The organism is Pantoea sp. SIMBA_079 (assembly GCF_046940275.1).
Taxonomy (GTDB): domain Bacteria; phylum Pseudomonadota; class Gammaproteobacteria; order Enterobacterales; family Enterobacteriaceae; genus Pantoea; species Pantoea borealis.
In genome coordinates, this window is the sequence record NZ_JAWRYR010000022.1 from 1 (window position 1) to 25,657 (window position 25,657).

A 25,657-nucleotide genomic window follows, 5' to 3' on the forward strand; every position below is an offset into this window, starting at 1 on the left:
AGGGTCTGCGCTTCGCAATCCGCGAAGGCGGCCGTACCGTTGGCGCGGGCGTTGTTGCTTCTGTTATCGCTTAATTGCGATAGTATTTGACGCAATGCGCATGAAAAGGGCATCATTTGATGCCCTTTTTGCACGCTGTCACATAGAACCTGGCTCATCAGTGATTTTCAATCATAATCATTGCTGAGACAGGCTCTGTTTTACAGCGCTGGAGACCGAGTTATGCCCAACAGCTCATTCGGTTTGGATGCCTCGCCTCTATGCGGGGCAGAATAGTTTCTGAATTATTGTGGCAGGTTGGTTTATGAGTGCGAATACCGAAGCTCAAGGGAGCGGACGCGGCCTGGAAGCGATAAAGTGGGTAGCTGTCATTGCGTTACTGCTGGTTGCCATTGTGGGTAACTATCTCTATCGCGATATTACACTGCCCTTACGTGCGCTGGCTGTAGTAGTGCTGATCGCTGCTGCGGGTGGCATCGCTTTACTGACTATCAAAGGTAAAGCAACCGTGGCTTTTGCTCGTGAAGCAAGAACCGAAATGCGCAAGGTTATCTGGCCAACCCGTCAGGAAACCTTACATACCACGCTAATCGTTGCCGCGGTTACGGCCGTGATGTCACTGATTTTGTGGGGGCTGGATGGTATTCTGGTCCGTCTGGTATCGTTTATTACTGGCCTGAGGTTCTGAGATGTCTGAAGCTCCAAAAAAACGCTGGTACGTCGTTCAGGCGTTCTCCGGTTTTGAAGCCCGCGTAGCGAAGTCGCTGCAAGAGCATATCAAACTGCACAACATGGAAGAACTGTTTGGTGACGTCATGGTGCCGACTGAAGAAGTCGTTGAAATCCGTGGCGGTCAGCGTCGCAAAAGCGAGCGCAAATTCTTCCCTGGCTACGTACTGGTCCAGATGGTGATGAATGACGCCAGCTGGCACCTGGTGCGCAGTGTACCGCGTGTAATGGGCTTCATTGGCGGTACATCTGACCGTCCTGCACCAATCAGTGACAAAGAAGTTGATGCGATTATGAACCGCCTGCAGCAGGTAGGTGATAAGCCGCGTCCGAAAACGCTGTTTGAACCAGGCGAGATGGTACGCGTCAACGACGGTCCGTTTGCTGACTTCAACGGCGTGGTCGAAGAAGTTGACTATGAGAAGAGCCGTCTGAAAGTGTCGGTCTCTATCTTTGGTCGTGCAACACCGGTTGAGCTCGATTTTGCTCAGGTGGAGAAAGGTTAACCCTTTTGTTCACTTTTTGACTCTTGCAGAAGGCGCGAAATTTACCTATAATTTCGCGCCTTTTGTTTTTACACGCTGGCAACAGCGGGTAAATCGTTACCACGGGGAGCCTGTTTTCAGGCGCTATACCCAATAGAGGAATTATCATGGCCAAGAAAGTACAAGCCTACGTTAAGCTGCAGGTTGCAGCTGGTATGGCTAACCCGAGCCCACCGGTTGGTCCGGCTCTGGGTCAGCAGGGTGTTAACATCATGGAATTCTGTAAAGCGTTTAACGCCAAAACAGAATCTCTGGAGAAAGGCCTGCCTACTCCAGTTGTTATCACTGTATATAGCGACCGTTCTTTCACCTTCGTTACCAAAACGCCTCCGGCTGCCGTACTGCTGAAAAAAGCAGCGGGCGTCAAGTCTGGTTCTGGTAAGCCGAACAAAGACAAAGTCGGTAAAGTAACTCGTGCTCAGGTACGTGAAATCGCAGAAACCAAAGCTGCGGACATGACTGGTGCTGACGTAGAAGCGATGACTCGCTCTATCGAAGGTACTGCTCGTTCCATGGGCCTGGTAGTGGAGGATTAAGAAATGGCTAAGCTGACCAAGCGCATGCGCGTGATCCGTGACAAAGTTGATGCAACTAAACAGTATGACATCAACGAAGCTGTTGCTCTGCTGAAAGAACTGGCTACTGCCAAATTCACAGAAAGCGTAGACGTTGCTGTTAACCTCGGCATCGATGCACGTAAATCTGATCAGAACGTACGCGGTGCAACTGTTCTGCCACACGGTACTGGTCGTTCAGTACGTGTTGCTGTCTTTACCCAGGGCGCAAACGCTGAAGCTGCTAAAGCAGCTGGCGCTGAGCTGGTAGGTATGGAAGATCTGGCTGATCAGATCAAAAAAGGCGAAATGAACTTTGACGTTGTTATCGCATCTCCGGATGCAATGCGCGTTGTTGGCCAGCTGGGCCAGGTTCTGGGCCCACGCGGTCTGATGCCAAACCCGAAAGTTGGTACTGTAACGCCAAACGTTGCTGAAGCGGTTAAGAACGCTAAAGCGGGTCAGGTTCGTTATCGTAACGACAAAAACGGCATCATCCACACTACCATTGGTAAAGTGGACTTCGATACTGACAAACTGAAAGAAAACCTGGAATCTCTGCTGGTCGCGCTGAAAAAAGCAAAACCTGCTCAGGCTAAAGGCGTGTACATCAAGAAAGTCAGCATCTCTACCACCATGGGCGCCGGCGTTGCCGTTGACCAGGCTGGTCTGAACGCAGTAGCAAACTAATTGCTGCTTGAAACGGGCGAAAAATTCATCTAGAATCTTACGCCCGTTGTTCTGAATGAACACTGTTCTCAGAACCCAAATTCATAGTCACTGCGGCTTAATGCGGTAACGCATTAAAATACAGTGGCTAAGGTTGGAGCCAGGCCTAATCCTGGCCTCCGTCCAAGACCGCAGGAGCGGGCCTTTCTTCGGAAACCCTGCTTAATATCCTGCGTAGACGGTGACAGAACCACAAAGATTTATTTCTTCACTGGATTCTGCTCACCGTGTAATAGCGCCTGCTGCTTTCGGGCAGTCAGGTGAAGTGAGTTCCGGGAAATTTTTCCCGGTCAAATCCAGGAGCAAAGCTAATGGCATTAAATCTTCAAGGCAAACAAGCGATTGTTGCTGAAGTTAGCGAAGTAGCCAAAGGCGCGCTTTCAGCGGTTGTTGCGGATTCCCGTGGCGTTACCGTTGATAAAATGACTGAACTGCGTAAAGCAGGTCGTGAAGCTGGCGTTTACATGCGTGTTGTTCGCAACACCCTGCTGCGCCGCGTCGTTGAAGGTACTCCTTTTGAGTGCCTGAAAGACACGTTTGTTGGTCCGACCCTGATTGCATACTCTATGGAACACCCGGGCGCTGCTGCTCGTCTGTTCAAAGAGTTCGCGAAAGCGAATGCAAAATTTGAGGTCAAAGCTGCAGCCTTTGAAGGTGAGCTGATCACGGCGGACAATATTGACCGTCTGGCAACTCTGCCGACTTACGAAGAAGCACTGGCACGTCTGATGTCGACCATGAAAGAAGCCGCTGCTGGCAAACTGGTTCGCACTCTGGCTGCTGTACGCGATGCAAAAGAAGCGGCTTAAGGCCTCTTTCTTTTCCTTCGTACCTGCTTACGTATAAACTTTTTGTGAATTTTAGGAACAATCGACATGTCTATCACTAAAGATCAAATCCTGGAAGCCGTTGCAGCTATGTCCGTAATGGAAGTAGTTGAGCTGGTTTCTGCTATGGAAGAAAAATTCGGCGTTTCTGCTGCTGCTGCTGTAGCTGTAGCTGCTGGCCCGGCTGAAGCTGTTGAAGAAAAAACTGAGTTCGACGTTGTGCTGAAAGCAGCTGGCGCGAATAAAGTAGCAGTAATCAAAGCAGTACGTACTGCAACTGGTCTGGGCCTGAAAGAAGCCAAAGATCTGGTTGAAGCGACTGGCGTGATCAAAGAAGGCATCAGCAAAGATGACGCAGCTGCACTTGAAGCTGCTCTGAAAGAAGCTGGCGCTGAAGTTGAAGTTAAGTAAGACAACCTTAGGGTTGCAGTCTGAGTAATCGGGCTGATGGCTGGTGACTTTTTGGTCACCAGCCTTTTTGCGCTACAGGGGAACGATGGCGTTTCGCACTGTTTATCCATTGTTTCTCTTCAATATCTTTTTCTATCGACGCCTTAATATACCGCTCTCCTGTGACGGTTCCCTGCCGGCACCACAGCGATGAAATGATTTAAGAGTGATAGAAAGATGTATTGCATGGGGTGTCACGCATCGCATGAAAAACAAAAATAGTGTTGCATAACTGTCCCGTCAGGACGGACAGCGTGGGTCGACTTGTCAGCTAGCTGAGGAACCCTATGGTTTACTCCTATACCGAGAAAAAACGTATTCGTAAGGATTTTGGTAAACGTCCACAAGTTCTGGATGTTCCCTATCTCCTTTCTATCCAGCTTGACTCGTTTCAGAAGTTCATCGAGCAAGATCCAGAAGGCCAATACGGTCTGGAAGCAGCCTTCCGTTCCGTTTTCCCAATCGCGAGCTACAGCGGCAACTCTGAATTGCAGTATGTTAGCTATCGCCTGGGTGAGCCGGTCTTTGACGTAACTGAATGTCAGATCCGTGGCGTGACCTATTCGGCACCGCTGCGCGTGAAACTGCGTCTGGTGATCTACGAGCGCGAAGCGCCGGAAGGCACCGTCAAAGACATTAAAGAACAAGAAGTCTACATGGGTGAAATTCCACTCATGACTGACAACGGTACCTTTGTTATCAATGGTACTGAGCGTGTTATCGTTTCTCAGCTGCATCGTAGTCCTGGCGTGTTCTTTGACAGCGATAAGGGTAAAACGCACTCTTCCGGTAAAGTGCTGTATAACGCACGTATCATCCCTTACCGTGGTTCATGGCTCGACTTCGAGTTCGATCCAAAAGATAACCTGTTCGTCCGTATTGACCGTCGTCGTAAGCTGCCGGCCAGTATCATCCTGCGCGCGCTGGAATATACCACTGAGCAGATCCTCGATCTGTTCTTCGAAAAAGTGGTCTTTGAAATCCGCGATAACAAGCTGCAGATGGAGCTGGTGCCTGAGCGCCTGCGTGGCGAAACTGCCTCCTTCGATATCGAAGCCAATGGCACGGTCTACGTTGAGAAAGGTCGTCGTATCACTGCGCGCCATATTCGTCAGCTGGAAAAAGACAGTGTTCAGCATATCGAAGTTCCGGTGGAATATATTGCCGGCAAAGTGGTTGCTAAAGACTACATCGATCTGAACACCGGTGAGCTGATTGTTCCGGCTAACATGGAACTGTCGCTGGATCTGCTGGCAAAACTGAGCCAGTCAGGCCACAAGCGCATTGAAACCCTGTTCACTAACGATCTGGATCACGGCCCTTATATCTCCGAGACCCTGCGTGTTGACCCGACCAACGATCGCCTGAGCGCGCTGGTTGAGATCTACCGCATGATGCGTCCGGGCGAGCCGCCAACGCGTGAAGCAGCGGAAAACCTGTTTGAGAACCTGTTCTTCTCTGAGGATCGTTACGATCTCTCTGCGGTTGGCCGCATGAAGTTCAACCGTTCTCTGCTGCGCGATGAGATCGAAGGTTCAGGTATCCTGAGCAAAGAAGATATCATCGAGGTGATGAAGAAGCTGATCGGTATCCGTAACGGTATCGGTGAAGTGGATGACATCGATCACCTTGGTAACCGTCGTATCCGTTCTGTCGGTGAGATGGCTGAGAACCAGTTCCGTGTCGGTCTGGTCCGCGTTGAGCGTGCAGTGAAAGAGCGTCTGTCACTGGGCGACCTCGATACGCTGATGCCGCAGGACATGATTAACGCCAAGCCAATTTCAGCCGCAGTGAAAGAGTTCTTTGGTTCCAGCCAGCTGTCTCAGTTTATGGACCAGAACAACCCGCTGTCTGAAATTACGCATAAGCGTCGTATCTCTGCTCTGGGCCCAGGCGGTCTGACCCGTGAGCGTGCTGGCTTCGAAGTGCGTGACGTACACCCGACTCACTACGGTCGCGTATGTCCAATCGAAACGCCGGAAGGCCCGAACATCGGTCTGATCAACTCACTCTCTGTCTATGCGCAGACCAACGAATATGGTTTCCTTGAGACGCCATACCGTCGCGTTGTTGATGGCAAAGTGAGTGATGAAATTCATTACCTCTCTGCAATTGAAGAGGGTAACTACGTTATCGCTCAGGCGAACACCAACCTCGCGGATGACGGCAGCTTCGTTGACGATCTCGTCACCTGCCGTAGCAAAGGTGAGTCAAGCCTGTTCAGCCGCGATCAGGTTGACTACATGGACGTCTCCACCCAGCAGGTGGTTTCTGTCGGTGCGTCACTGATCCCGTTCCTGGAACACGATGATGCTAACCGTGCCCTGATGGGTGCGAACATGCAACGTCAGGCGGTCCCGACCCTGCGCGCTGATAAGCCGCTGGTAGGTACCGGTATGGAACGTGCAGTAGCGGTTGACTCCGGTGTAACTGCCGTCGCGAAACGTGGTGGTACCGTACAGTATGTAGATGCATCCCGTATCGTTATCAAAGTTAACGAAGATGAGATGTATGCAGGCGAAGCCGGCATCGACATCTACAACCTGACCAAGTACACCCGTTCCAACCAGAACACCTGCATCAACCAGATGCCGTGTGTCTCTCTGGGTGAGCCAATCGAGCGCGGCGACGTGCTGGCAGATGGTCCATCCACCGATCTGGGTGAGCTGGCGCTGGGTCAGAACATGCGCGTGGCGTTCATGCCATGGAACGGTTACAACTTCGAAGACTCCATTCTCGTCTCTGAGCGTGTAGTGCAGGAAGACCGTTTCACCACGATCCACATTCAGGAACTGGCTTGCGTGTCGCGTGACACCAAACTGGGGCCGGAAGAGATCACCGCTGACATCCCGAACGTGGGTGAAGCTGCGCTCTCTAAACTGGATGAATCCGGTATCGTCTATATCGGTGCAGAAGTAACCGGCGGTGACATTCTGGTTGGTAAGGTAACGCCTAAAGGTGAAACCCAGCTGACGCCAGAAGAGAAACTGCTGCGCGCTATCTTCGGTGAAAAAGCGTCCGACGTGAAAGACTCGTCGCTGCGCGTACCGAATGGCGTCTCCGGTACCGTTATCGATGTTCAGGTCTTTACCCGCGATGGCGTGGAAAAAGACAAGCGCGCGCTGGAAATCGAAGAGATGCAGCTGAAGCAGGCGAAGAAAGACCTGTCTGAAGAACTGCAGATCCTTGAAGCGGGTCTGTTCAGCCGTATCCAGGCTGTGCTGATCGCCGGTGGCGTTGAAGCGGACAAGCTGGACAAGCTGCCGCGTGAGCGCTGGCTGGAGCTGGGCCTGACTGATGAAGAGAAGCAGAACACTCTCGAGCAGCTGGCCGGACAGTATGATGAGCTGAAGCACGAGTTTGAGAAGAAACTCGAAGCGAAGCGTCGCAAAATCACCCAGGGCGACGATCTGGCACCAGGCGTGCTGAAGATTGTTAAGGTTTATCTGGCCGTTAAACGTCAGATCCAGCCTGGTGACAAAATGGCAGGCCGTCACGGTAACAAAGGTGTTATCTCCAAGATCAACCCGATCGAAGATATGCCTTATGACGAGAACGGCACGCCGGTTGACATCGTACTGAACCCGCTGGGCGTACCATCGCGTATGAACATCGGTCAGATTCTGGAAACCCACCTGGGTATGGCGGCGAAAGGCATTGGTGAGAAGATCAATGCGATGCTGAAAAAGCAGGAAGAAGTCGCCAAACTGCGTGAGTTTATCCAGCGTGCTTACGATCTGGGCACCGACGTGCGTCAGAAAGTTGATCTGAACACCTTCTCGGACGATGAAGTGCTGCGTCTGGCAGAAAACCTGAAAAAAGGTATGCCAATCGCTACACCAGTGTTCGATGGTGCGAAAGAGAGCGAGATCAAAGAACTGCTGCAGCTCGGCGGCCTGCCTTCTTCCGGTCAGATTACGCTGTTTGATGGCCGTACCGGTGAACAGTTCGAGCGTCAGGTAACCGTAGGTTACATGTACATGCTGAAACTGAACCACCTGGTTGATGACAAGATGCACGCCCGTTCGACCGGCTCCTACAGCCTGGTTACTCAGCAGCCGCTGGGTGGTAAGGCGCAGTTCGGTGGTCAGCGCTTCGGTGAGATGGAAGTGTGGGCACTGGAAGCATACGGTGCCGCGTATACCCTGCAGGAAATGCTTACCGTTAAGTCTGATGACGTCAACGGCCGTACGAAGATGTATAAAAACATCGTCGATGGCAACCATCAGATGGAACCGGGCATGCCGGAATCCTTCAACGTACTGTTGAAAGAGATTCGCTCGCTGGGTATCAACATCGAGCTGGAAGACGAGTAAGCACTCGCAAGTACTGGTTATGGGACGCGCACCCCGGGCGCGCGTCCCTGAGAGTTCCACTCCGACGGGAGCTAATCCGTGAAAGACTTACTTAAGTTTCTGAAAGCGCAAACTAAAACCGAAGAGTTTGATGCGATCAAAATTGCGCTGGCTTCGCCAGACATGATCCGTTCCTGGTCTTTTGGTGAAGTTAAAAAGCCGGAAACCATTAACTACCGTACCTTCAAGCCAGAGCGTGACGGTCTTTTCTGTGCCCGTATTTTCGGACCGGTCAAAGACTACGAATGCCTGTGCGGGAAGTACAAGCGCCTGAAACACCGCGGTGTGATCTGCGAGAAGTGCGGCGTTGAAGTGACGCAGACTAAAGTACGCCGTGAGCGTATGGGTCACATCGAGCTGGCTTCACCTACCGCGCACATCTGGTTCCTGAAGTCGCTGCCGTCCCGTATCGGTCTGCTGCTGGATATGCCACTGCGTGACATTGAGCGCGTACTTTACTTCGAATCCTATGTGGTTATCGAAGGCGGTATGACTAACCTGGAAAAACGTCAGATCCTGACGGAAGAGCAGTACCTTGACGCGCTGGAAGAGTTCGGTGACGAATTTGACGCGAAGATGGGTGCGGAAGCGATCCAGGCATTGCTGAAAAATATGGATCTGGAGCAAGAGTGCGAGCAGCTGCGTGAAGAGCTGAACGAGACTAACTCCGAGACCAAACGTAAAAAGCTGACCAAGCGTATCAAGCTGCTGGAAGCGTTCGTGCAGTCTGGCAACAAGCCTGAGTGGATGATCCTGACCGTTCTGCCGGTTCTGCCGCCAGATCTGCGTCCGCTGGTACCGCTGGATGGTGGTCGTTTCGCAACGTCAGATCTCAACGATCTCTATCGTCGCGTAATCAACCGTAACAACCGTCTGAAGCGTCTGCTGGATCTGGCTGCGCCAGATATCATCGTGCGCAACGAAAAGCGTATGCTGCAGGAAGCGGTAGATGCCCTGCTGGATAACGGCCGTCGCGGTCGTGCCATCACCGGTTCTAACAAGCGTCCGCTGAAATCGCTGGCTGACATGATTAAAGGTAAGCAGGGTCGTTTCCGTCAGAACCTGCTGGGTAAACGCGTTGACTACTCCGGTCGTTCGGTTATCACCGTGGGTCCATACCTGCGTCTGCATCAGTGCGGTCTGCCGAAGAAAATGGCCCTGGAGCTGTTCAAACCGTTCATCTACGGCAAGCTGGAACTGCGTGGTCTTGCTACCACCATCAAAGCAGCCAAGAAAATGGTTGAGCGCGAAGAAGCGGTTGTCTGGGATATCCTGGATGAAGTGATCCGCGAACACCCGGTACTGCTGAACCGTGCACCAACGCTGCACCGTCTGGGTATCCAGGCGTTTGAACCGGTTCTGATCGAAGGTAAAGCGATCCAGCTGCACCCGCTGGTCTGTGCGGCCTATAACGCCGACTTCGATGGTGACCAGATGGCGGTACACGTACCGCTGACGCTGGAAGCACAGCTGGAAGCGCGTGCGCTGATGATGTCGACCAACAACATCCTGTCGCCAGCGAACGGTGAGCCAATCATCGTTCCTTCACAGGACGTTGTTCTGGGTCTGTACTACATGACCCGCGACAAAGTAAACGCCAAAGGCGAAGGCATGGTGCTGACCGGCCCGAAAGAAGCTGAGCGTGTTTACCGCGCTGGCTTGGCTGAGCTGCACGCCCGCGTTAAAGTGCGTATTACAGAATATGCGAAAAACGAACAGGAAGAGCTCGTTGCGAAAACCAGCCTGATCGACACGACCATTGGTCGTGCGATCCTGTGGATGATCGTACCGAAAGGTCTGCCTTACTCCATCGTCAACCAGGCGCTGGGTAAGAAAGCGATCTCCAAAATGCTGAACACCTGTTACCGCATTCTGGGCCTGAAGCCGACCGTTATCTTTGCTGACCAGACCATGTACACAGGTTTCGCCTATGCAGCCCGTTCAGGTGCATCAGTCGGTATCGACGATATGGTTATCCCGGCGAAGAAAGCGGAAATCATCGCGGAAGCGGAAGCGGAAGTGGCTGAGATTCAGGAACAGTTCCAGTCTGGTCTGGTCACTGCGGGCGAACGTTACAACAAAGTCATCGATATCTGGGCCGCTGCGAACGAACGCGTCTCTAAAGCGATGATGGATAACCTGCAGACTGAAACCGTTATCAACCGTAACGGTGAAGAAGAGCAGCAGGTCTCGTTCAACAGCATCTACATGATGGCCGACTCCGGTGCGCGTGGTTCTGCAGCACAGATTCGTCAGCTGGCAGGTATGCGTGGTCTGATGGCGAAGCCAGATGGCTCCATCATCGAGACGCCTATCACGGCAAACTTCCGTGAAGGTCTGAACGTACTGCAGTACTTCATCTCGACGCACGGTGCGCGTAAAGGTCTCGCCGATACCGCACTGAAAACGGCAAACTCCGGTTATCTGACCCGTCGTCTGGTTGACGTGGCGCAGGATCTGGTGGTTACCGAAGATGACTGTGGCACGTTCGAAGGCATCATGATGACGCCGGTTATCGAAGGTGGCGACGTTAAAGAGCCGCTGCGTGAGCGCGTACTGGGCCGTGTAACGGCTGAAGACGTTCTGAAGCCAGGCACTGCTGACATCCTGATCCCGCGTAACACGCTGATCGATGAGCACTGGTGTGATGTGGTAGAAGAGAACTCTGTTGACGTCATCAAAGTGCGTTCAGTCGTAAGCTGTGAAACCGACTTCGGTGTGTGCGCACACTGCTACGGTCGCGATCTGGCACGTGGTCACATCATCAACAAAGGTGAGGCCATCGGCGTTATCGCAGCACAGTCCATCGGTGAGCCGGGTACTCAGCTGACAATGCGTACGTTCCACATCGGTGGTGCGGCATCGCGTGCGGCGGCTGAATCCAGCATTCAGGTGAAGAACAAAGGTACTATCAAGCTGACCAACGCGAAGTCTGTAACCAACTCCTCCGGGAAACTGGTTATCGTCTCACGTAACGTTGAGCTGAAGATGATCGACGAGTTCGGTCGTACCAAAGAGAGCTATAAAGTGCCTTACGGTGCGGTGATGGCGAAAGGTGATGGCGAGCAGGTTGCGGCGGGCGAAACCGTAGCAAACTGGGATCCGCACACCATGCCGGTAATCACCGAAGTGGGTGGTTTCATCCGCTTCACCGACATGATCGACGGTCAGACCATTACCCGTCAGACTGACGACCTTACCGGTCTGTCATCGCTGGTGGTACTGGATTCCGCAGAGCGTACTGCTGGCGGTAAAGACCTGCGTCCGGCGCTGAAAATCGTTGATGCTAACGGCAACGACGTTCTGATCCCGGGCACCGACATGCCGGCTCAGTACTTCCTGCCAGGCAAAGCGATTGTGCAGCTGGAAGATGGCGTGAAGATCAGCTCGGGTGATACCCTGGCGCGTGTTCCGCAGGAATCTGGCGGTACCAAAGACATCACCGGTGGTCTGCCACGCGTTGCGGATCTGTTCGAAGCGCGTCGTCCGAAAGAGCCAGCAATCCTGGCGGAGATCAGCGGTATTATCTCCTTCGGTAAAGAGACCAAAGGCAAGCGTCGTCTGGTGATCACGCCAGTTGATGGCAGCGATCCGTACGAAGAGATGATTCCGAAGTGGCGTCAGCTTAACGTATTCGAAGGTGAGCGCGTGGAACGCGGTGACGTCGTATCTGACGGCCCGGAATCACCACACGACATCCTGCGTCTGCGTGGCGTTCATGCGGTAACGCGTTATATCACTAACGAAGTGCAGGAAGTTTACCGCCTGCAGGGCGTTAAGATTAACGATAAGCACATCGAAGTCATCGTACGTCAGATGCTGCGTAAAGCGACCATCATGAGCGCGGGTAGCTCAGAGTTCCTTGAAGGCGAGCAGGCAGAAGTCTCCCGCATCAAGATCTCTAACCGCGATCTGGAGACCGCTGGCAAAATCGGTGCAACCTATGCACGCGATCTGCTGGGTATCACCAAAGCGTCTCTGGCAACCGAGTCGTTCATCTCTGCAGCCTCGTTCCAGGAGACCACGCGTGTCCTGACCGAAGCCGCGGTAGCAGGCAAGCGTGATGAACTGCGCGGCCTGAAAGAGAACGTTATCGTGGGTCGTCTGATCCCGGCCGGTACCGGTTATGCGTACCATCAGGATCGTATGCGTCGCCGTCAGGCGGGTGAAGCACCGGTTGCACCGCAGGTCACTGCGGATGAAGCCTCTGCCAGCCTGGCTGAGCTGCTGAACGCGGGTCTGGGTGGCAACAACGACGAGTAATCGTCTGCCGCACCAACGCGAAAAAACCCTGCTCCGGCAGGGTTTTTTTTTGCCTGATGCTCAGCGTTTACCCTTTACTTCGTGGCGCGTCAGGCCAATATCGCGCAGCTGGTTGTCGCTGAGCTGCGCCAGTACCTGACGCGTTGCGCGCCGGGCTCGCCACTGCTTTAGCATCTGCAGCGCTGCGCGGATCATATCCGGTAGCGTAACGCTAAAAGGTTTTGCAGCACGATTCTGATCAAATTCCATTCTCTTGCTCCTTAACGGGGGTATCTGAGCAGCATTGTCCGTTTTCCCGCCAAAGCCATACAGACTCAAATCCGGAGTTTATTTACCATACAGATTGCGTTTTGCCGCATCTGAATGCTAAAAGTAGCGCTTATCTGTACTGGTTTTTTTAGATGGACTTATTACCAGGAGCATACAATGACGCGCTATCAGCATCTGGCCTGCCTGCTTTCCGATCGGATTAAGCAGGGGCTTTATCGCAGCGGTGAACGTCTGCCTTCAGTACGTACGCTGAGTAGCGAGCACGGGGTCAGTATCAGCACCGTGCAGCAGGCGTATCACCTGCTGGAAGAGAAGCAGCTCATCGTACCGCAGCCGCGATCCGGCTATTTTGTTGCCACGCATAAAGCAACACCGCCTGTGCCTGCGCTGACGCGTCCGGTACAGCGGCCGGTAGAGGTTACGCAGTGGGATTCCGTGCTGGAACTTCTCAGCAGCCGTACCAGCGATGAGGTGATACAGCTGGGCAGCGGGATGCCCGATCTGACGCAGCCGACGCTGAAACCGCTGTGGAAAATCATGGGCCGGCTGGCGCAGAAACAGCAGACCGAACTGCTGAACTATGACAGCCTGCTCGGCGTCAGCGCCCTGCGGGAACAGGTAGCGCGCCTGACCATCGACAGCGGTTGCCAGCTGACGGCGGAGGATATTGTGATCACCACCGGCTGCCATGAGGCGCTGTCGGTTTCAATTCGTGCAGTCTGCGCGCCGGGTGACATCATTGCTGTGGAGTCGCCCGCGTTCCATGGCACGATGCAGACGCTGCGCGGACTGGGGATCAGGGTCATTGAGATCCCGACCGATTCAGTTACCGGGATCAGCCTGGATGCGCTGGCGCTGGCGTTTGAGCAGTGGCCAATCAAAGCTGTGGTGGTGGTCCCCAACTGCAATAATCCCCTGGGATTTATCATGCCGGAAGCGCGCAAGCGGGCGCTGCTGGCGCTGGCGCAGCGGGTTGATGCCGCCATCATTGAGGATGATGTCTATGGCGAGCTGGCGTGGGACTACCCGCGTCCCGTGACGCTCAAATCGCTCGACATGGATGGCCGCGTACTGCTCTGCAGCTCCTTTTCCAAAACGCTGGCACCCGGGCTGCGGGTGGGCTGGGTGGCGCCGGGGCGTTATCGCGACAGGGTGCTGCATATGAAATATATCGGCACCGGTTCTACGGCGACGCTGCCGCAGCACACCGTGGCGGAGTTTATTCGTCAGGGCCACTATCTCCCGCATCTGCGCCGCATGCGGCAGGTATATCAGCGCAATTATGAAACCTTCAGCTGCTGGGTGCGGCACTACTTTCCCTGCGGCATCTGCGTATCGCGGCCGCAGGGCGGATTTCTGATGTGGATTGAGCTGCCGGAGGCGTTTGACGCGGTGCGGCTTAACGCCGAGCTGCGCGAGGCCAGCCTGCAGGTCGCCGTGGGCTCTCTGTTTTCCGCCTCGGGCAAATACCGTAACTGTCTGCGGCTGAATTACGGCCTGCCTGTGAATGAACAGACGGAACAGGCGCTGGCGCAGCTGGGAATGGCGATAGAGCGCGCTATGCAGGCGTGCAGCAGCGACCGGCATCAGGCACCGCAGCTGCTGGTGGAATAAACCGGAAAGGCAGGGCTGAGGAGAGAAGGGAAATCAGCCCTGGCCCGCTGCAAACCACAGCGGGCAGAGCTACTGTACCGGTTTCCGGCGCGCAGACGAGGCCTGCTGGCTAACCCTGCGTGCCGGACCCTGCGATTTCAGTGTGTTTTACACGGGTTTTCACGCCTCTTCGATCGGCGTTCCGCTTCCCACCTGCCGCAGCAGCTCAGCCGTGGCGGTGCGCCAGTCAGCTGCCTGCGTAATGGCGCTGACGACCGCAATGCTGCCGACCCCGGTCGCCAGCACCTCAGGCACGCGCGCCAGGGAAATACCGCCGATAGCGACCGCGGGGATCCCCTGCAGGTGCGGCAGGTGCCGCTGCAGCTGTGCCACTCCCTGTGGCGCAGACGGCATCTGCTTGGTTTGCGTGGGAAAGATATGCCCCAGTGCAATATAAGAAGGCCGCAGTGCCACCGCGCGCTTCCGCTCTGCATCATCATGCGTTGAGATCCCCAGCCGCAGGCCTGCCTGACGAATAGCCTGCAGATCCGCCACCTCCAGATCCTCCTGACCCAGATGTACGCCGTATGCCTGATGCGCAATGGCCAGACGCCAGTAGTCATTAATGAACAGCCGTGCCCGATAGCGCCGGCCCAGCGCAATCGCTTTACGCACCGAATCTTCTGCCTCGCGATCGGGCAGATCTTTGATGCGCAGCTGGATCGTGCGTACGCCGGCGGCCAGCAGCCGTTCGATCCAGCTGACGCTGTCAACCACCGGATAGAGCCCCAGCTGCGGCGCCGTAGCAGCAAATGCGGCCGTCATGCTTTCTCCTTACTGACCGCATCGGCAGGATGATAAAGCTCGCCTCCGCGGCGGCGGAATGTTTCGGACATCTGCGCCATCCCCACCTCAACCGGCTGCGCATCAGCCTGCTGGCGCGCCGCAAATTCCCGTACTTCCTGGGTAATTTTCATTGAGCAGAACTTCGGCCCGCACATAGAACAGAAGTGCGCGACTTTGCCGGATTCCTGCGGCAGCGTTTCATCGTGATAGGTGCGGGCGGTGTGTGGATCCAGCGCGAGATTAAACTGATCTTCCCAGCGGAATTCAAATCGCGCTTTGGACATGGCGTTATCGCGGATTTGCGCCCCCGGATGCCCTTTGGCCAGATCGGCGGCGTGCGCGGCGATCTTATAGGTGATCAGCCCCTGCTTTACATCTTCTTTATTTGGCAGACCGAGGTGCTCTTTAGGCGTCACATAGCAGAGCATCGCGCAGCCGAACCAGCCAATCATCGCCGCGCCAATACCGGAGGTAAAATGGTCGTAGCCGGGGGCAATATCGGTGGTCAGCGGGCCAAGCGTGTAGAAGGGCGCCTCATCACAATGTGTCAGCTGCTCGGTCATGTTGCGCCGGATCATCTGCATCGGAATATGGCCCGGTCCCTCAATCATCACCTGTACGTCATACTCCCAGGCGATTTTGGTCAGCTCGCCCAGCGTTCTGAGTTCTGCAAACTGCGCCTCATCGTTGGCATCCTGAATCGAGCCAGGGCGCAGGCCATCGCCCAGCGACAGGGCAACGTCATAAGCGGCGCAGATTTCGCAGATGTCGCGGAAATGCTGATAGAGAAAACTCTCCTGGTGATGTGACAGGCACCATTTCGCCATAATCGAGCCACCGCGTGACACGATCCCGGTCAGACGTCTGGCCGTCATCGGCACATAGCGCAGCAGTACCCCGGCGTGGATAGTGAAGTAATCGACGCCTTGTTCTGCCTGTTCCAGCAGCGTATCGCGGAAAATGTCCCAGTTGAGATCTTCAGCGACACCGTTCACTTTTTCCAGCGCCTGATAGATCGGCACGGTGCCGATGGGAACCGGGCTATTACGCAGGATCCACTCGCGCGTTTCATGGATGTAGCGGCCGGTGGAGAGATCCATCACGGTATCGGCACCCCAGCGCGTGGACCACACCAGCTTTTCCACCTCCTCTTCAATCGACGAGCTGACCGCAGAGTTACCGATATTGGCATTGACCTTCACCAGAAAATTGCGGCCAATAATCATTGGTTCTGATTCGGGGTGGTTGATATTGGCTGGGATAATGGCGCGCCCGCTGGCGACTTCGTCGCGCACAAATTCTGCGGTGATATTTGCCGGCAGGTGCGCACCAAAGCTTTCGCCCGGGTGCTGCTGCAGCAGCACTTCGCTGCGGATGCGTTCACGGCCCATGTTTTCACGAATCGCAATAAACTCCATCTCCGGCGTCACTATGCCCTGACGGGCGTAGTGCAGCTGCGTGACGCAGCGACCAGGCTTCGCACGGCGCGGGGAGGGCAGCGATTCAAAGCGCAGATGATCCAGACCTTCATCGGCCAGACGCTGCTGCGTATAAGCGGAACTGCGCTGAGCAACCGGCTCACTGTCATTGCGCCCGGCTATCCACGCGGCGCGCAGCTTTGCCAGCCCCTGATGGACATCGATAGTGGCCAGCGGGTCGCCATAGGCGCCTGCGGTGTCATAAACCGGAACGGGCTCATTGATTTCATACTGCGGTTCCGCTTTGGTACCACCGGTATGGGTAGGACTGAGCTGGATTTCACGCATCGGCACGCGAATGTCAGCACGGCTGCCGGTGATCCAGATACGCTGTGAGTTGGGAAAGGCAGTGCCCTGCAGCGAGTTGATAAAATCCTGCGCTTGCGCGCGCTGTTCACGACGAGAAGGTTTAGCAGCAGACATAGCAAAATTCCTGAAGTCAGTGGAAGTTGCTTGTCCGGAGTCCGGAAGGAGTAACAGCGCCTGCAGTCAGGTAAGGCCCGATCGTGCGCTGATAATAGCTACTCTTGTTCCCTTCGCAGGTACTAGCCTGATCAGGTTCCGCGGATCCCGAATTAACGGTCTCAGCCCCGGGGGGCACTCCGACAAGGTGTTTCTGTTTAAAACAATAAAAGCCCGGTCAGCATAAGTGGGCTTTTACGGAATAACAAGGATTTTACAACTGCAGAAGGATCAGGCCGGACGCGCAATAGTGCTGTCGTTTGCAACAGGCGGAGAAACCAGCTGGTTATCCCACGCCATCTGAATCAGCTTATCTTCCAGAGAAAAGCGCGACGCCAGCGTTTCGCCTACTTCAGAGAGCGCCCGCTGGAACTCAACGCAGTTTTCATCGGTAATCGCCTGCTGCAGATGACTGTCATACAGCTGCATGATGCGATCGGTATTGCTTTCAAGCGCCGGGTAGAGATGCGCTGCAGCAACCAGCGGGCTATCGCCCTGCAGATCCCTGATAATGCGCTCATACATACTGAAATGGCCGGTTGAGAGATAGTCCACCAGCGTGTGGCAGAAGTCATCCAGAGCCTGCTCATTCAGCGCCGTCAGCGCCTCTTTATTAGGCTTAATGCCGATTAATTCATAATAAGTGACAAGCAAATGCCGACGCGCACGTAACCATGCATCGACTAATTCATTACCGCCACCGACACGCCTGGTCAGGTTATCTAACTGGGTAAGCATATGAGGCTCCCGGTGAGTTATAGTTGTTCATTACACTTAACATCAGACTTTCAGCGTGCCGTGCGACGCTAAGGACAACGAATAAGATGCAACGTGAGATCTCAAGCGTAGACGCTGGCTGGTGGATTGTCAGCTCTGAACAGAAACTTTGGTTGCCGCAGGGTGAGCTACCGCACGGCTTAGCGGCAGATTTCGACCTTACAGGCCAGCACGGCATGCTTATCGGTGAGTGGCAGGGCGAAAACGTCTGGCTGATCCAGACGTCGCGCCCGGAAAATATGGGCTCGGTCCGGCAGATTATCGATCAGGATCCCGGGCTGTTTCAGCTCGCCGGCCGGGGAGTGCAGCTGGCTGAATTCTACCGCTCCCACCGCTGGTGCGGCTACTGCGGCCATGAGATGCGCGTCAGTCCGCGTGAGTTTGCCTGCCTCTGTACCCACTGCCGCGAACGTTACTATCCACAGATTGCACCCTGCATCATTGTGGCGATTCGCCGCGGCGATGAGATCCTGCTGGCGAATCATGCCCGCCATCGTAACAGCATCTATACGGTACTGGCTGGCTTTGTCGAAGTGGGTGAAACGCTGGAGCAGGCGGTGGCGCGTGAGGTCATGGAGGAGAGTAATGTACGGGTTAAAAACGTGCGCTATGTCACCTCACAGCCGTGGCCGTTTCCCCATTCGCTGATGACAGCCTTTATGGCGGAGTATGAGGACGGCGAGCTGCAGCACGATGGGAAAGAGCTGCTGGATGCGGGCTGGTATCGCTTTGATGCGCTGCCACAGCTGCCGCCACCGGGCACCGTTGCCCGGCGCCTGATTGAAGACACCGTGGCGCTGTGTCGCGCCAGCGTGGCATGAAAATGCTACACTGACGCCCTTAGCATGAGAGAGCCCATTATGAGTGAACTGAAGAACGACCGTTATCTGCGCGCCCTGCTGCGCCAGCCTGTAGATGTTACCCCGGTCTGGATGATGCGTCAGGCCGGACGCTATTTACCGGAATATAAAGCCACGCGCGCTGAAGCCGGTGATTTTATGTCGCTGTGTAAAAATGCTGAGCTGGCATGTGAAGTGACGCTGCAGCCGCTGCGCCGCTATCCGCTGGATGCAGCTATCCTCTTCAGCGATATTTTAACTATCCCCGACGCGATGGGGCTGGGTCTCTATTTTGAAACCGGCGAAGGTCCGCGCTTCTCCCGCCCGATTACCTGTCGCGCAGACGTCGATAACCTGCCGGTGCCCGATCCGGAGCAGGAGCTGGGTTACGTGATGAATGCGGTACGGACCATCCGCCGCAACCTCAACGGTGCCGTTCCGCTGATCGGCTTTTCCGGCAGCCCGTGGACGCTGGCAACCTATATGGTTGAGGGCGGCAGCAGCAAGGCATTCACCAAAATCAAAAAGATGATGTATGCCGAACCGCACACGCTGCATACGCTGCTGGATAAACTGGCAGACAGCGTGATCCTCTACCTTAATGCGCAGATCAAAGCGGGTGCGCAGTCGGTTATGATCTTTGATACCTGGGGTGGCGTGCTGACCGGACGCGACTACCGCGATTTTTCGCTGAATTACATGCATAAAATTGTGGACGGTCTGGTGCGTGAGAACGAAGGCCGTCGTGTACCGGTTACGCTGTTTACCAAAGGCGGCGGACAGTGGCTGGAAGCGATGGCTGCCACCGGCTGTGACGCGCTGGGGCTGGACTGGACGATGGACATGGCTGAGGCGCGTCGTCGCGTGGGCCATAAAGTCGCCCTGCAGGGCAACATGGATCCGTCTATGCTTTATGCGCCGCCTGCCCGTATTGAAGAGGAGGTGGCCACCATTCTTGCCGGATTTGGTCAGGGTGAGGGACACGTATTTAACCTCGGGCACGGTATCCATCAGGATGTGCCGCCAGAGCACGCAGGTGTGTTCGTTGAGGCGGTGCATCGTCTTTCACGTCAATACCATCAGGAATAAGCATGGATTTAGCCGCATTACGTCAGGAACAGTTGGCGCTGGCTGCTAACGTTGTGCGGCAGGACGATTTTGACGTTCTGCCGCCGCGCTTTATCGGCGGCGCTGATGTCGGATTTGAGCAGGGCGGCGAGGTAACGCGCGCTGCTATCGTCATCCTGGAGTACCCCTCACTTACGCTGGTGGAGCATCGCATTGCGCGCATTCCTACCACCATGCCCTATATTCCGGGCTTTCTCTCGTTTCGGGAAATCCCTGCGCTGCAGGCGGCCTGGCAGCAGCTGACGCAGCAGCCCGACCTGCTGTTTGTGGACGGGCACGGCATCTCGCACCCCAGGCGCCTCGGCGTGGCGGCACATTTTGGTTCGATGCTGGATATTCCCACTATCGGCGTAGCCAAAAAGCGGCTGTGTGGCCGCTTTGCCGATCTGGATGCTGCACCCGGCAGCCGGCAGCCGCTAATGGATAAAGGTGAACAGCTTGCCTGGGTGTGGCGCAGCAAAGCACGCTGTAACCCGCTGTTTATCTCTACCGGGCACCGTGTCAGCCTGGACAGTGCGCTGCACTGGGTTGAAGCCTGTATGGGCGGCTACCGTTTACCGGAACCTACGCGCTGGGCAGATGCGGTCGCCTCAGGGCGGCCTGCATTTGTGAAGTGGCAAAATGCGCGCTGACGCTGTTTGTCTGCGCCTTTTGCGGTACACTGCCGCCAGCTAACCTATTGAGAGTAAGTTTGATGTTACAGAACCCCGTGCATTTGCGTCTGGCGAAGCTGGAAAGCTGGCAGCATATGACCTTCATGGCCTGTTTATGCGAGCGGATGTTCCCTAATTACTGGGCCTTCTGCGAACAGACCGGATTTGCCGATCCTCAGCTCTATCGCCGTATTCTTGATCTGGTATGGGAAAGCCTGACGGTGAAAGATGCCAAAATCAATTTCGACAGTCAGCTGGAGAAACTGGAAGAGGCGATCCCGGCTGGCGATGATTTCGATGTTTACGGTGTTCATCCGGCCATCGATGCCTGCGTAGCACTGAGCGAAGTGCTGCACGCGATGCTGAGCGGTGAAACGCTGGAGCACGCGATTGAGGTGAGTCGTACATCTATCACCACCGTGGCTATTCTGGAAATGACGCAGGCAGGACGCGAAATGAGCGACGAAGAGCTGCGTGAAAACCAGGCGGTGATTGATGAATGGGATATGCAGTGGGAGATTTTTCGCCTGCTCGCTGAGTGCGAAGAGCGCGACCTTGAGCTGATCAAAGGACTGCGTTCTGACCTGCGCGAAGCCGGAATCAGTAACATCGGTATAAATTTTCAGCAGTAAGGCGATAAAACGTGACTCCAGGCCTGAATTAGCGCGCCTGGAGGCTTCACATTAGCCCCCTGTCTGGTCTACATTTGGGGGGCTGAAAATTGTGGCTATCGGTGCGTGCAGGCTGAAGAGTGCCAGAATATGGCTTTTCCCTCGCACTCGTTGCTTAGCAAGCGATAAATACACTTTAAGGATAACTTATGAACAAGACTCAACTGATTGATGTGATCGCAGAAAAAGCGGACCTGTCTAAAACCCAGGCTAAAGCTGCGCTGGAATCTACCCTGGCTGCGATCACTGAGTCTCTGAAAGAAGGTGATGCTGTACAACTGGTTGGTTTTGGTACTTTTAAAGTGAACCACCGCGCTGAGCGTACCGGTCGTAACCCACAGACTGGCAAAGAGATCAAAATCGCAGCAGCAAACGTACCAGCTTTCGTTTCTGGTAAAGCACTGAAAGACGCAGTTAAGTAAGTTTTCCGCCTTGCGGTTTAGCTTTAGAAGAGGGGCGATTTCGCCCCTTTTTGTTACCGGAGCCTGCTATGCCGAATACGCTTTTCCGGCGCATCCGTATCCTGCTCTGTGCTGTACTGTTTTCCGGCTGCAGCGCCACACCTGACCTTCCGGCGTTTACCGCCAGCGGCTACCTGGCCGATCGCGGCGCGGTCCGCATCTGGCGCAAAAACAGCGACCACGATCTGATCCATCTGCGCACCGTTTATAACCCTTTCAGCACGCCCGTGCGCGAAACCACAGACTATATCTGGCAACACGAGACACTGCTGAGTGTGGAACGCCATCGCACCGGTGAGCAGCCCGATGACGTCACGCTGCGCTTTGATCATCAGGGCAACCTCAATTTTATGCAGCGCCAGCTGGCAGGACGACGCGAAGCGCTGAGTGATGATGCCGTCGCGCTTTATCGTTTTGACGCACAGCGTATGCTGGCGCAGAGCAATGCACTGCTGAGCGGCCGGGTATTACTGAAACAGGGACACTGGCTGGGCGGCAACACGGTACGCGACTGCGCAGGTCGCCAGCAGAATGTCGCGTTTGACAGTGACACGCTGAGGCGCCTGGCGCAGCAGCAACAGGCGTCAGCGCCGCTGATGGTGTCATGGCTCGAAGCCCCGGAAGGGATCCAGGTATTGCGCGTTACCACAGAGGATGAGTGCAGCTGGCAGCCGACAGAGAGCGATCTGAGCGGCTAAAGAAAACGGGGCACAGCAGAGTGCCCCGCGACTATCAGCGGTTGATGGCGCGATAGCCGATGTCGTGACGGCAGAAGCAGCCGTCCCAGGAGATAGACTCTGCCATCGCGTAGGCGTTGCGTTGCGCTGTAGCCACATCTTCTCCCAGTGCCGTGACGCACAACACACGTCCGCCGCTGGTCATCACCCGATCGTCCTGCAGCGTGGTGCCCGCATGAAATACTTTGCCTTCAGGCACGGCTTCCAGCGGCAGGCCGTGGATCTGATCGCCGGTACGGTAGCTGCCCGGATAGCCGCCTGCTGCCAGTACCACACCCAGTGCAGGACGTGCATCCCACTCCGACGTCTGCGTATCCAGGGTGCCATCGACTGCTGCCAGGCAGAGTGCCACCAGGTCAGAGTTCAGCCGCAGCATAATGGGCTGCGTCTCCGGGTCGCCAAAGCGGCAATTAAATTCAATGACCTTTGGCTGACCTGATTTATCGATCATCAGACCGGCATACAGGAAACCGGTATAGGTGTTGCCTTCTGCTTTCATACCGTTCACGGTTGGCCAGATAATCTGGTCCATGACGCGCTGGTGGATCTCATCAGTGACCACCGGTGCCGGTGAGTAGGCCCCCATACCGCCCGTGTTGGGACCCGTATCACCATTGCCCGCGCGCTTGTGATCCTGGCTGGTTGCCATCGGCAGCACGTGGTTGCCGTCTGCCATGACAATAAAGCTGGCTTCTTCACCGTCAAGAAACTCTTCAATTACGATACGATGGCCGGCATCGCCAAATGCATTGCCAGCCAGCATATCCTGCACCGCCGCTTCCGCTTCAGCCAGCGTCATCGCGACAATTACGCCTTTACCTGCAGCCAGACCATCGGCTTTGATAACAATGGGCGCACCTTTCTCGCGCAGGTAAGCCAGCGCGGGTTCCACCTCGGTAAAGTTCTGATACTCAGCGGTCGGGATCTGCTGGCGCGCCAGAAAATCCTTGGTAAAGGCTTTCGAGCCTTCCAGCTGGGCTGCCGCCTGCGTCGGGCCAAAGATCTTCAGCCCGGCGGCGCGGAAGGCATCAACCACGCCGATCACCAGCGGCGCTTCCGGGCCGACAATCGTCAGGTCAATCTGCTCCTGCTGCGCAAACGCCAGCAGGGCAGGGATATCGGTCGCACTGATGGGCACATTCTGCAGGGCCGGCTCCAGCGCAGTGCCTGCGTTACCCGGTGCGACAAACACAGTGTCAGCCAGCGGCGACTGTGACGCTTTCCACGCCAGCGCGTGCTCACGTCCGCCATTACCAATTACTAAAATTTTCATTATTGCTGCTCCAGCTGTTAATGGCGGAAATGGCGCATATCGGTAAAGATCATCGCGATGCCGTGCTCATCTGCAGCAGCGATCACCTCTTCATCGCGGATAGAACCGCCGGGCTGAATAACACAGCTCACGCCGGCCGCGGCGGCAGCATCAATACCATCGCGGAACGGGAAGAAGGCATCGGATGCCATCGCTGAACCTGTGACCTTCAGCCCCTCATCGCTCGCCTTAATGCCGGCAATTTTGGCAGAGTAAACGCGGCTCATCTGACCGGCACCGATACCAATAGTCATGTTGTCGCGGGCATAAACAATGGCATTGGATTTAACAAATTTGGCGACTTTCCAGCAGAACAGCGCATCACGCAGCTCCTGCTCAGTCGGCTGACGCTGCGTGACCACGCGAAGCTGGTCGGCGGTGATCATCCCGAGGTCGCGATCCTGTACCAGCAGACCGCCATTGACCCGTTTGAAGTCCAGGCTGGCAACCGGCTGCTGCCACTGACCGCAGATCAGCACGCGCACGTTCTGTTTTGCTGCTGTTACCTGCAGCGCCGCGTCACTGGCAGAAGGGGCAATAATCACTTCAACAAACTGACGGCTGATAATTGCCTGTGCAGTCGCCTCATCCAGCTCGCGGTTAAACGCGATAATGCCGCCAAAAGCAGAGGTCGGGTCAGTCTGATAAGCGCGTTCATAAGCATCAAGGATGGATGTCCCCACCGCTACGCCACACGGGTTGGCGTGTTTGACGATCACACAGGCAGGTTCGTCGAACGCTTTTACGCACTCCAGTGCGGCATCGGTATCTGCAATATTATTGTAAGAGAGTGCCTTGCCCTGCAGCTGCTGCGCAGTGGCTACCGAGGCTTCTGCAATCTCTTCTTCTATATAGAAGGCGGCATCCTGATGGCTGTTCTCGCCATAACGCATATCCTGCTTCTTAATGAAGTTGAGATTCAGGGTGCGCGGGAAGCGACCGGCGGGTGCGCGGGTTTCGCCATGATAAGCAGGAACCAGCGTGCCAAAGTAGTTTGCAATCATACTGTCGTAAGCGGCGGTGTGCTCAAACGCTTTAATTGCCAGATCAAAACGCGTCTCCGGCGTCAGCGCATTATCACTGGCATCCATCTCTGCAATGATGCTGGTGTAGTCGCTGCTCTTAACCACGATCGCCACATCTTTATGATTCTTAGCCGCTGAGCGCACCATGGTTGGCCCGCCGATATCAATATTCTCGACCGCATCTTCCAGCGAGCAGTCAGGCTTAGCCACGGTCTGCGCAAAGGGATAGAGGTTAACCACCACCATATCAATCGGATTGATAGCGTGTTCTGCCATAATCGCGTCATCGGTACCGCGACGACCAAGGATGCCGCCATGTACTTTGGGATGCAGAGTCTTAACGCGTCCATCCATCATTTCCGGGAAACCGGTGTAGTCAGACACTTCAATGACGGGCAGGCCTGCATCTGCCAGCAAACGTGCAGTGCCACCTGTGGAGAGTAGCTCGACGCCTCGTTGTGAGAGTGCATGAGCAAATTCGAGGATACCGGCTTTATCAGAGACACTGAGCAGAGCGCGGCGTACAGGACGACGTTGTTGCATGGTGGTTTTATCCCTTGGCTTTGTTTCGCGTAAATAAGAGCGTTACATCAGGCTGAAAGCGCACTTCTATAAAGAAGATAACGCGTTTGCCTCATGTAACGCCCCAAAAGGGGCGTCCCTGACGTCGCGAGGCATTGTAGCGAAAACGTTTGCGCGATGCTCGCTTAAATTTGTCTGTCCGCTGTTTTGTGGATAACACTGTGCGTAACAGGGTATAAAGCCCCCTTTTGCTGGGGAATGCAGCGAACAGTCATTTTTCCCGAATTTAACGCTTGTCAGTCCGAAAGAAGTCCCTATAATGCGCCTCCATCGACACGGCACACCGGCTTACGGAAACGGCGTTGACAGGAAGATTCGGTAAGAACTTCCGCCGGAGAAAAACGCTGAAAAAAGTGGTTGACTCCGAAGGA

The 25,657-nt window shown here is 55.2% G+C and carries 21 protein-coding genes, 1 pseudogene and 1 riboswitch; of the genes and pseudogenes, 16 read left to right on the forward strand and 6 right to left on the reverse strand.

The genetic code is table 11. From position 1 onward, the window contains the following. From SB719_RS18270 to rpoC, 9 genes and pseudogenes are all read left to right on the forward strand, one after another. Positions 1-74, forward strand: a pseudogene (locus SB719_RS18270) (elongation factor Tu); the annotation flags it as partial. 230 nt (positions 75-304) lie between these two features. After that, positions 305-688, forward strand: coding sequence for a preprotein translocase subunit SecE (gene secE, locus SB719_RS18275; RefSeq protein WP_039381824.1), 384 nt, complete (start codon positions 305-307; stop codon positions 686-688). A 1-nt stretch (position 689) separates the two neighbouring features. Beyond that, a complete protein-coding gene (nusG, locus tag SB719_RS18280; RefSeq protein ID WP_039381825.1) occupies positions 690-1,235 on the forward strand; it encodes a transcription termination/antitermination protein NusG in 546 nt (181 codons plus the stop codon). 146 nt (positions 1,236-1,381) lie between these two features. Next, positions 1,382-1,810 carry a 50S ribosomal protein L11 gene (gene rplK / locus SB719_RS18285; RefSeq protein WP_065648599.1) on the forward strand — a complete coding sequence of 143 codons (429 nt, stop codon included), beginning with the start codon at positions 1,382-1,384 and terminating at the stop codon, positions 1,808-1,810. 3 nt (positions 1,811-1,813) lie between these two features. Then, entirely contained in the window at positions 1,814-2,518 is a 705-nt protein-coding gene (gene rplA, locus SB719_RS18290; RefSeq protein WP_039381829.1) for a 50S ribosomal protein L1, read from the forward strand. Between the two features lie 350 nt (positions 2,519-2,868). Then, entirely contained in the window at positions 2,869-3,366 is a 498-nt protein-coding gene (gene rplJ / locus SB719_RS18295; RefSeq protein ID WP_065648600.1) for a 50S ribosomal protein L10, read from the forward strand. Positions 3,367-3,432: 66 nt separating this feature from the next. Then, positions 3,433-3,795 carry a 50S ribosomal protein L7/L12 gene (rplL, locus tag SB719_RS18300; RefSeq protein WP_065648601.1) on the forward strand — a complete coding sequence of 121 codons (363 nt, stop codon included), beginning with the start codon at positions 3,433-3,435 and terminating at the stop codon, positions 3,793-3,795. Positions 3,796-4,121: 326 nt separating this feature from the next. Beyond that, positions 4,122-8,150, forward strand: a complete 4,029-nt coding sequence (rpoB, locus tag SB719_RS18305; protein WP_065648602.1) for a DNA-directed RNA polymerase subunit beta — start codon at positions 4,122-4,124, stop codon at positions 8,148-8,150. Positions 8,151-8,228: 78 nt separating this feature from the next. Next, the gene (gene rpoC / locus SB719_RS18310; RefSeq protein WP_039381836.1) at positions 8,229-12,452 is read left to right on the forward strand and encodes a DNA-directed RNA polymerase subunit beta'; all 4,224 of its coding nucleotides are present in this window, start codon (positions 8,229-8,231) and stop codon (positions 12,450-12,452) included. Between the two features lie 60 nt (positions 12,453-12,512). Here the strand turns inward: rpoC and SB719_RS18315 are convergent, their stop codons facing one another. Continuing rightward, a complete protein-coding gene (locus SB719_RS18315) occupies positions 12,513-12,701 on the reverse strand; it encodes a DUF1127 domain-containing protein (protein WP_065648603.1) in 189 nt (62 codons plus the stop codon). Between the two features lie 177 nt (positions 12,702-12,878). On the opposite strand from SB719_RS18315, the gene SB719_RS18320 reads away from it, so the two are divergent. After that, on the forward strand, positions 12,879-14,336 hold the full coding sequence (locus tag SB719_RS18320) for a PLP-dependent aminotransferase family protein (RefSeq protein WP_412159544.1): 1,458 nt from the start codon (positions 12,879-12,881) through the stop codon (positions 14,334-14,336). A 159-nt stretch (positions 14,337-14,495) separates the two neighbouring features. Here the strand turns inward: SB719_RS18320 and thiE are convergent, their stop codons facing one another. The 3 genes from thiE to SB719_RS18335 form a co-directional block, all read right to left on the reverse strand. Continuing rightward, positions 14,496-15,140: a thiamine phosphate synthase gene (gene thiE / locus SB719_RS18325; protein ID WP_304236320.1), complete on the reverse strand. Its 645-nt coding sequence runs from the start codon at positions 15,138-15,140 to the stop codon at positions 14,496-14,498. Beyond that, complete coding sequence (gene thiC / locus SB719_RS18330) at positions 15,137-17,062, reverse strand: phosphomethylpyrimidine synthase ThiC (RefSeq protein ID WP_314688869.1); 1,926 nt, start codon at positions 17,060-17,062, stop codon at positions 15,137-15,139. Before thiC ends, thiE begins: the two co-directional genes overlap by 4 nt. 91 nt (positions 17,063-17,153) lie before the next feature. Beyond that, positions 17,154-17,254, reverse strand: a riboswitch (TPP riboswitch). 78 nt (positions 17,255-17,332) lie between these two features. Continuing rightward, positions 17,333-17,839, reverse strand: coding sequence for an Rsd/AlgQ family anti-sigma factor (locus SB719_RS18335; protein ID WP_065648607.1), 507 nt, complete (start codon positions 17,837-17,839; stop codon positions 17,333-17,335). A gap of 86 nt (positions 17,840-17,925) precedes the next feature. Here SB719_RS18335 and nudC point away from each other — a divergent pair, with 86 nt between their 5' ends. From nudC to SB719_RS18365, 6 genes are all read left to right on the forward strand, one after another. Continuing rightward, the gene (gene nudC / locus SB719_RS18340) at positions 17,926-18,699 is read left to right on the forward strand and encodes an NAD(+) diphosphatase (RefSeq protein ID WP_065648608.1); all 774 of its coding nucleotides are present in this window, start codon (positions 17,926-17,928) and stop codon (positions 18,697-18,699) included. 39 nt (positions 18,700-18,738) lie between these two features. Then, on the forward strand, positions 18,739-19,806 hold the full coding sequence (hemE, locus tag SB719_RS18345; protein WP_292977060.1) for a uroporphyrinogen decarboxylase: 1,068 nt from the start codon (positions 18,739-18,741) through the stop codon (positions 19,804-19,806). A gap of 2 nt (positions 19,807-19,808) precedes the next feature. Beyond that, on the forward strand, positions 19,809-20,477 hold the full coding sequence (nfi, locus tag SB719_RS18350; protein WP_065648610.1) for a deoxyribonuclease V: 669 nt from the start codon (positions 19,809-19,811) through the stop codon (positions 20,475-20,477). A gap of 62 nt (positions 20,478-20,539) precedes the next feature. Continuing rightward, the gene (locus SB719_RS18355; RefSeq protein WP_039381849.1) at positions 20,540-21,130 is read left to right on the forward strand and encodes a YjaG family protein; all 591 of its coding nucleotides are present in this window, start codon (positions 20,540-20,542) and stop codon (positions 21,128-21,130) included. A 188-nt stretch (positions 21,131-21,318) separates the two neighbouring features. Beyond that, positions 21,319-21,591, forward strand: coding sequence for a nucleoid-associated protein HU-alpha (gene hupA, locus SB719_RS18360; RefSeq protein WP_006121511.1), 273 nt, complete (start codon positions 21,319-21,321; stop codon positions 21,589-21,591). Between the two features lie 68 nt (positions 21,592-21,659). Then, positions 21,660-22,328 carry a DUF1481 domain-containing protein gene (locus SB719_RS18365; RefSeq protein ID WP_065648611.1) on the forward strand — a complete coding sequence of 223 codons (669 nt, stop codon included), beginning with the start codon at positions 21,660-21,662 and terminating at the stop codon, positions 22,326-22,328. Positions 22,329-22,362: 34 nt separating this feature from the next. Here SB719_RS18365 and purD read toward each other — a convergent pair whose 3' ends face one another. Next, a complete protein-coding gene (purD, locus tag SB719_RS18370; RefSeq protein WP_412159545.1) occupies positions 22,363-23,640 on the reverse strand; it encodes a phosphoribosylamine--glycine ligase in 1,278 nt (425 codons plus the stop codon). A 17-nt stretch (positions 23,641-23,657) separates the two neighbouring features. Then, positions 23,658-25,247 carry a bifunctional phosphoribosylaminoimidazolecarboxamide formyltransferase/IMP cyclohydrolase gene (gene purH / locus SB719_RS18375; RefSeq protein WP_065648613.1) on the reverse strand — a complete coding sequence of 530 codons (1,590 nt, stop codon included), beginning with the start codon at positions 25,245-25,247 and terminating at the stop codon, positions 23,658-23,660. Positions 25,248-25,657 lie beyond the last annotated feature (410 nt).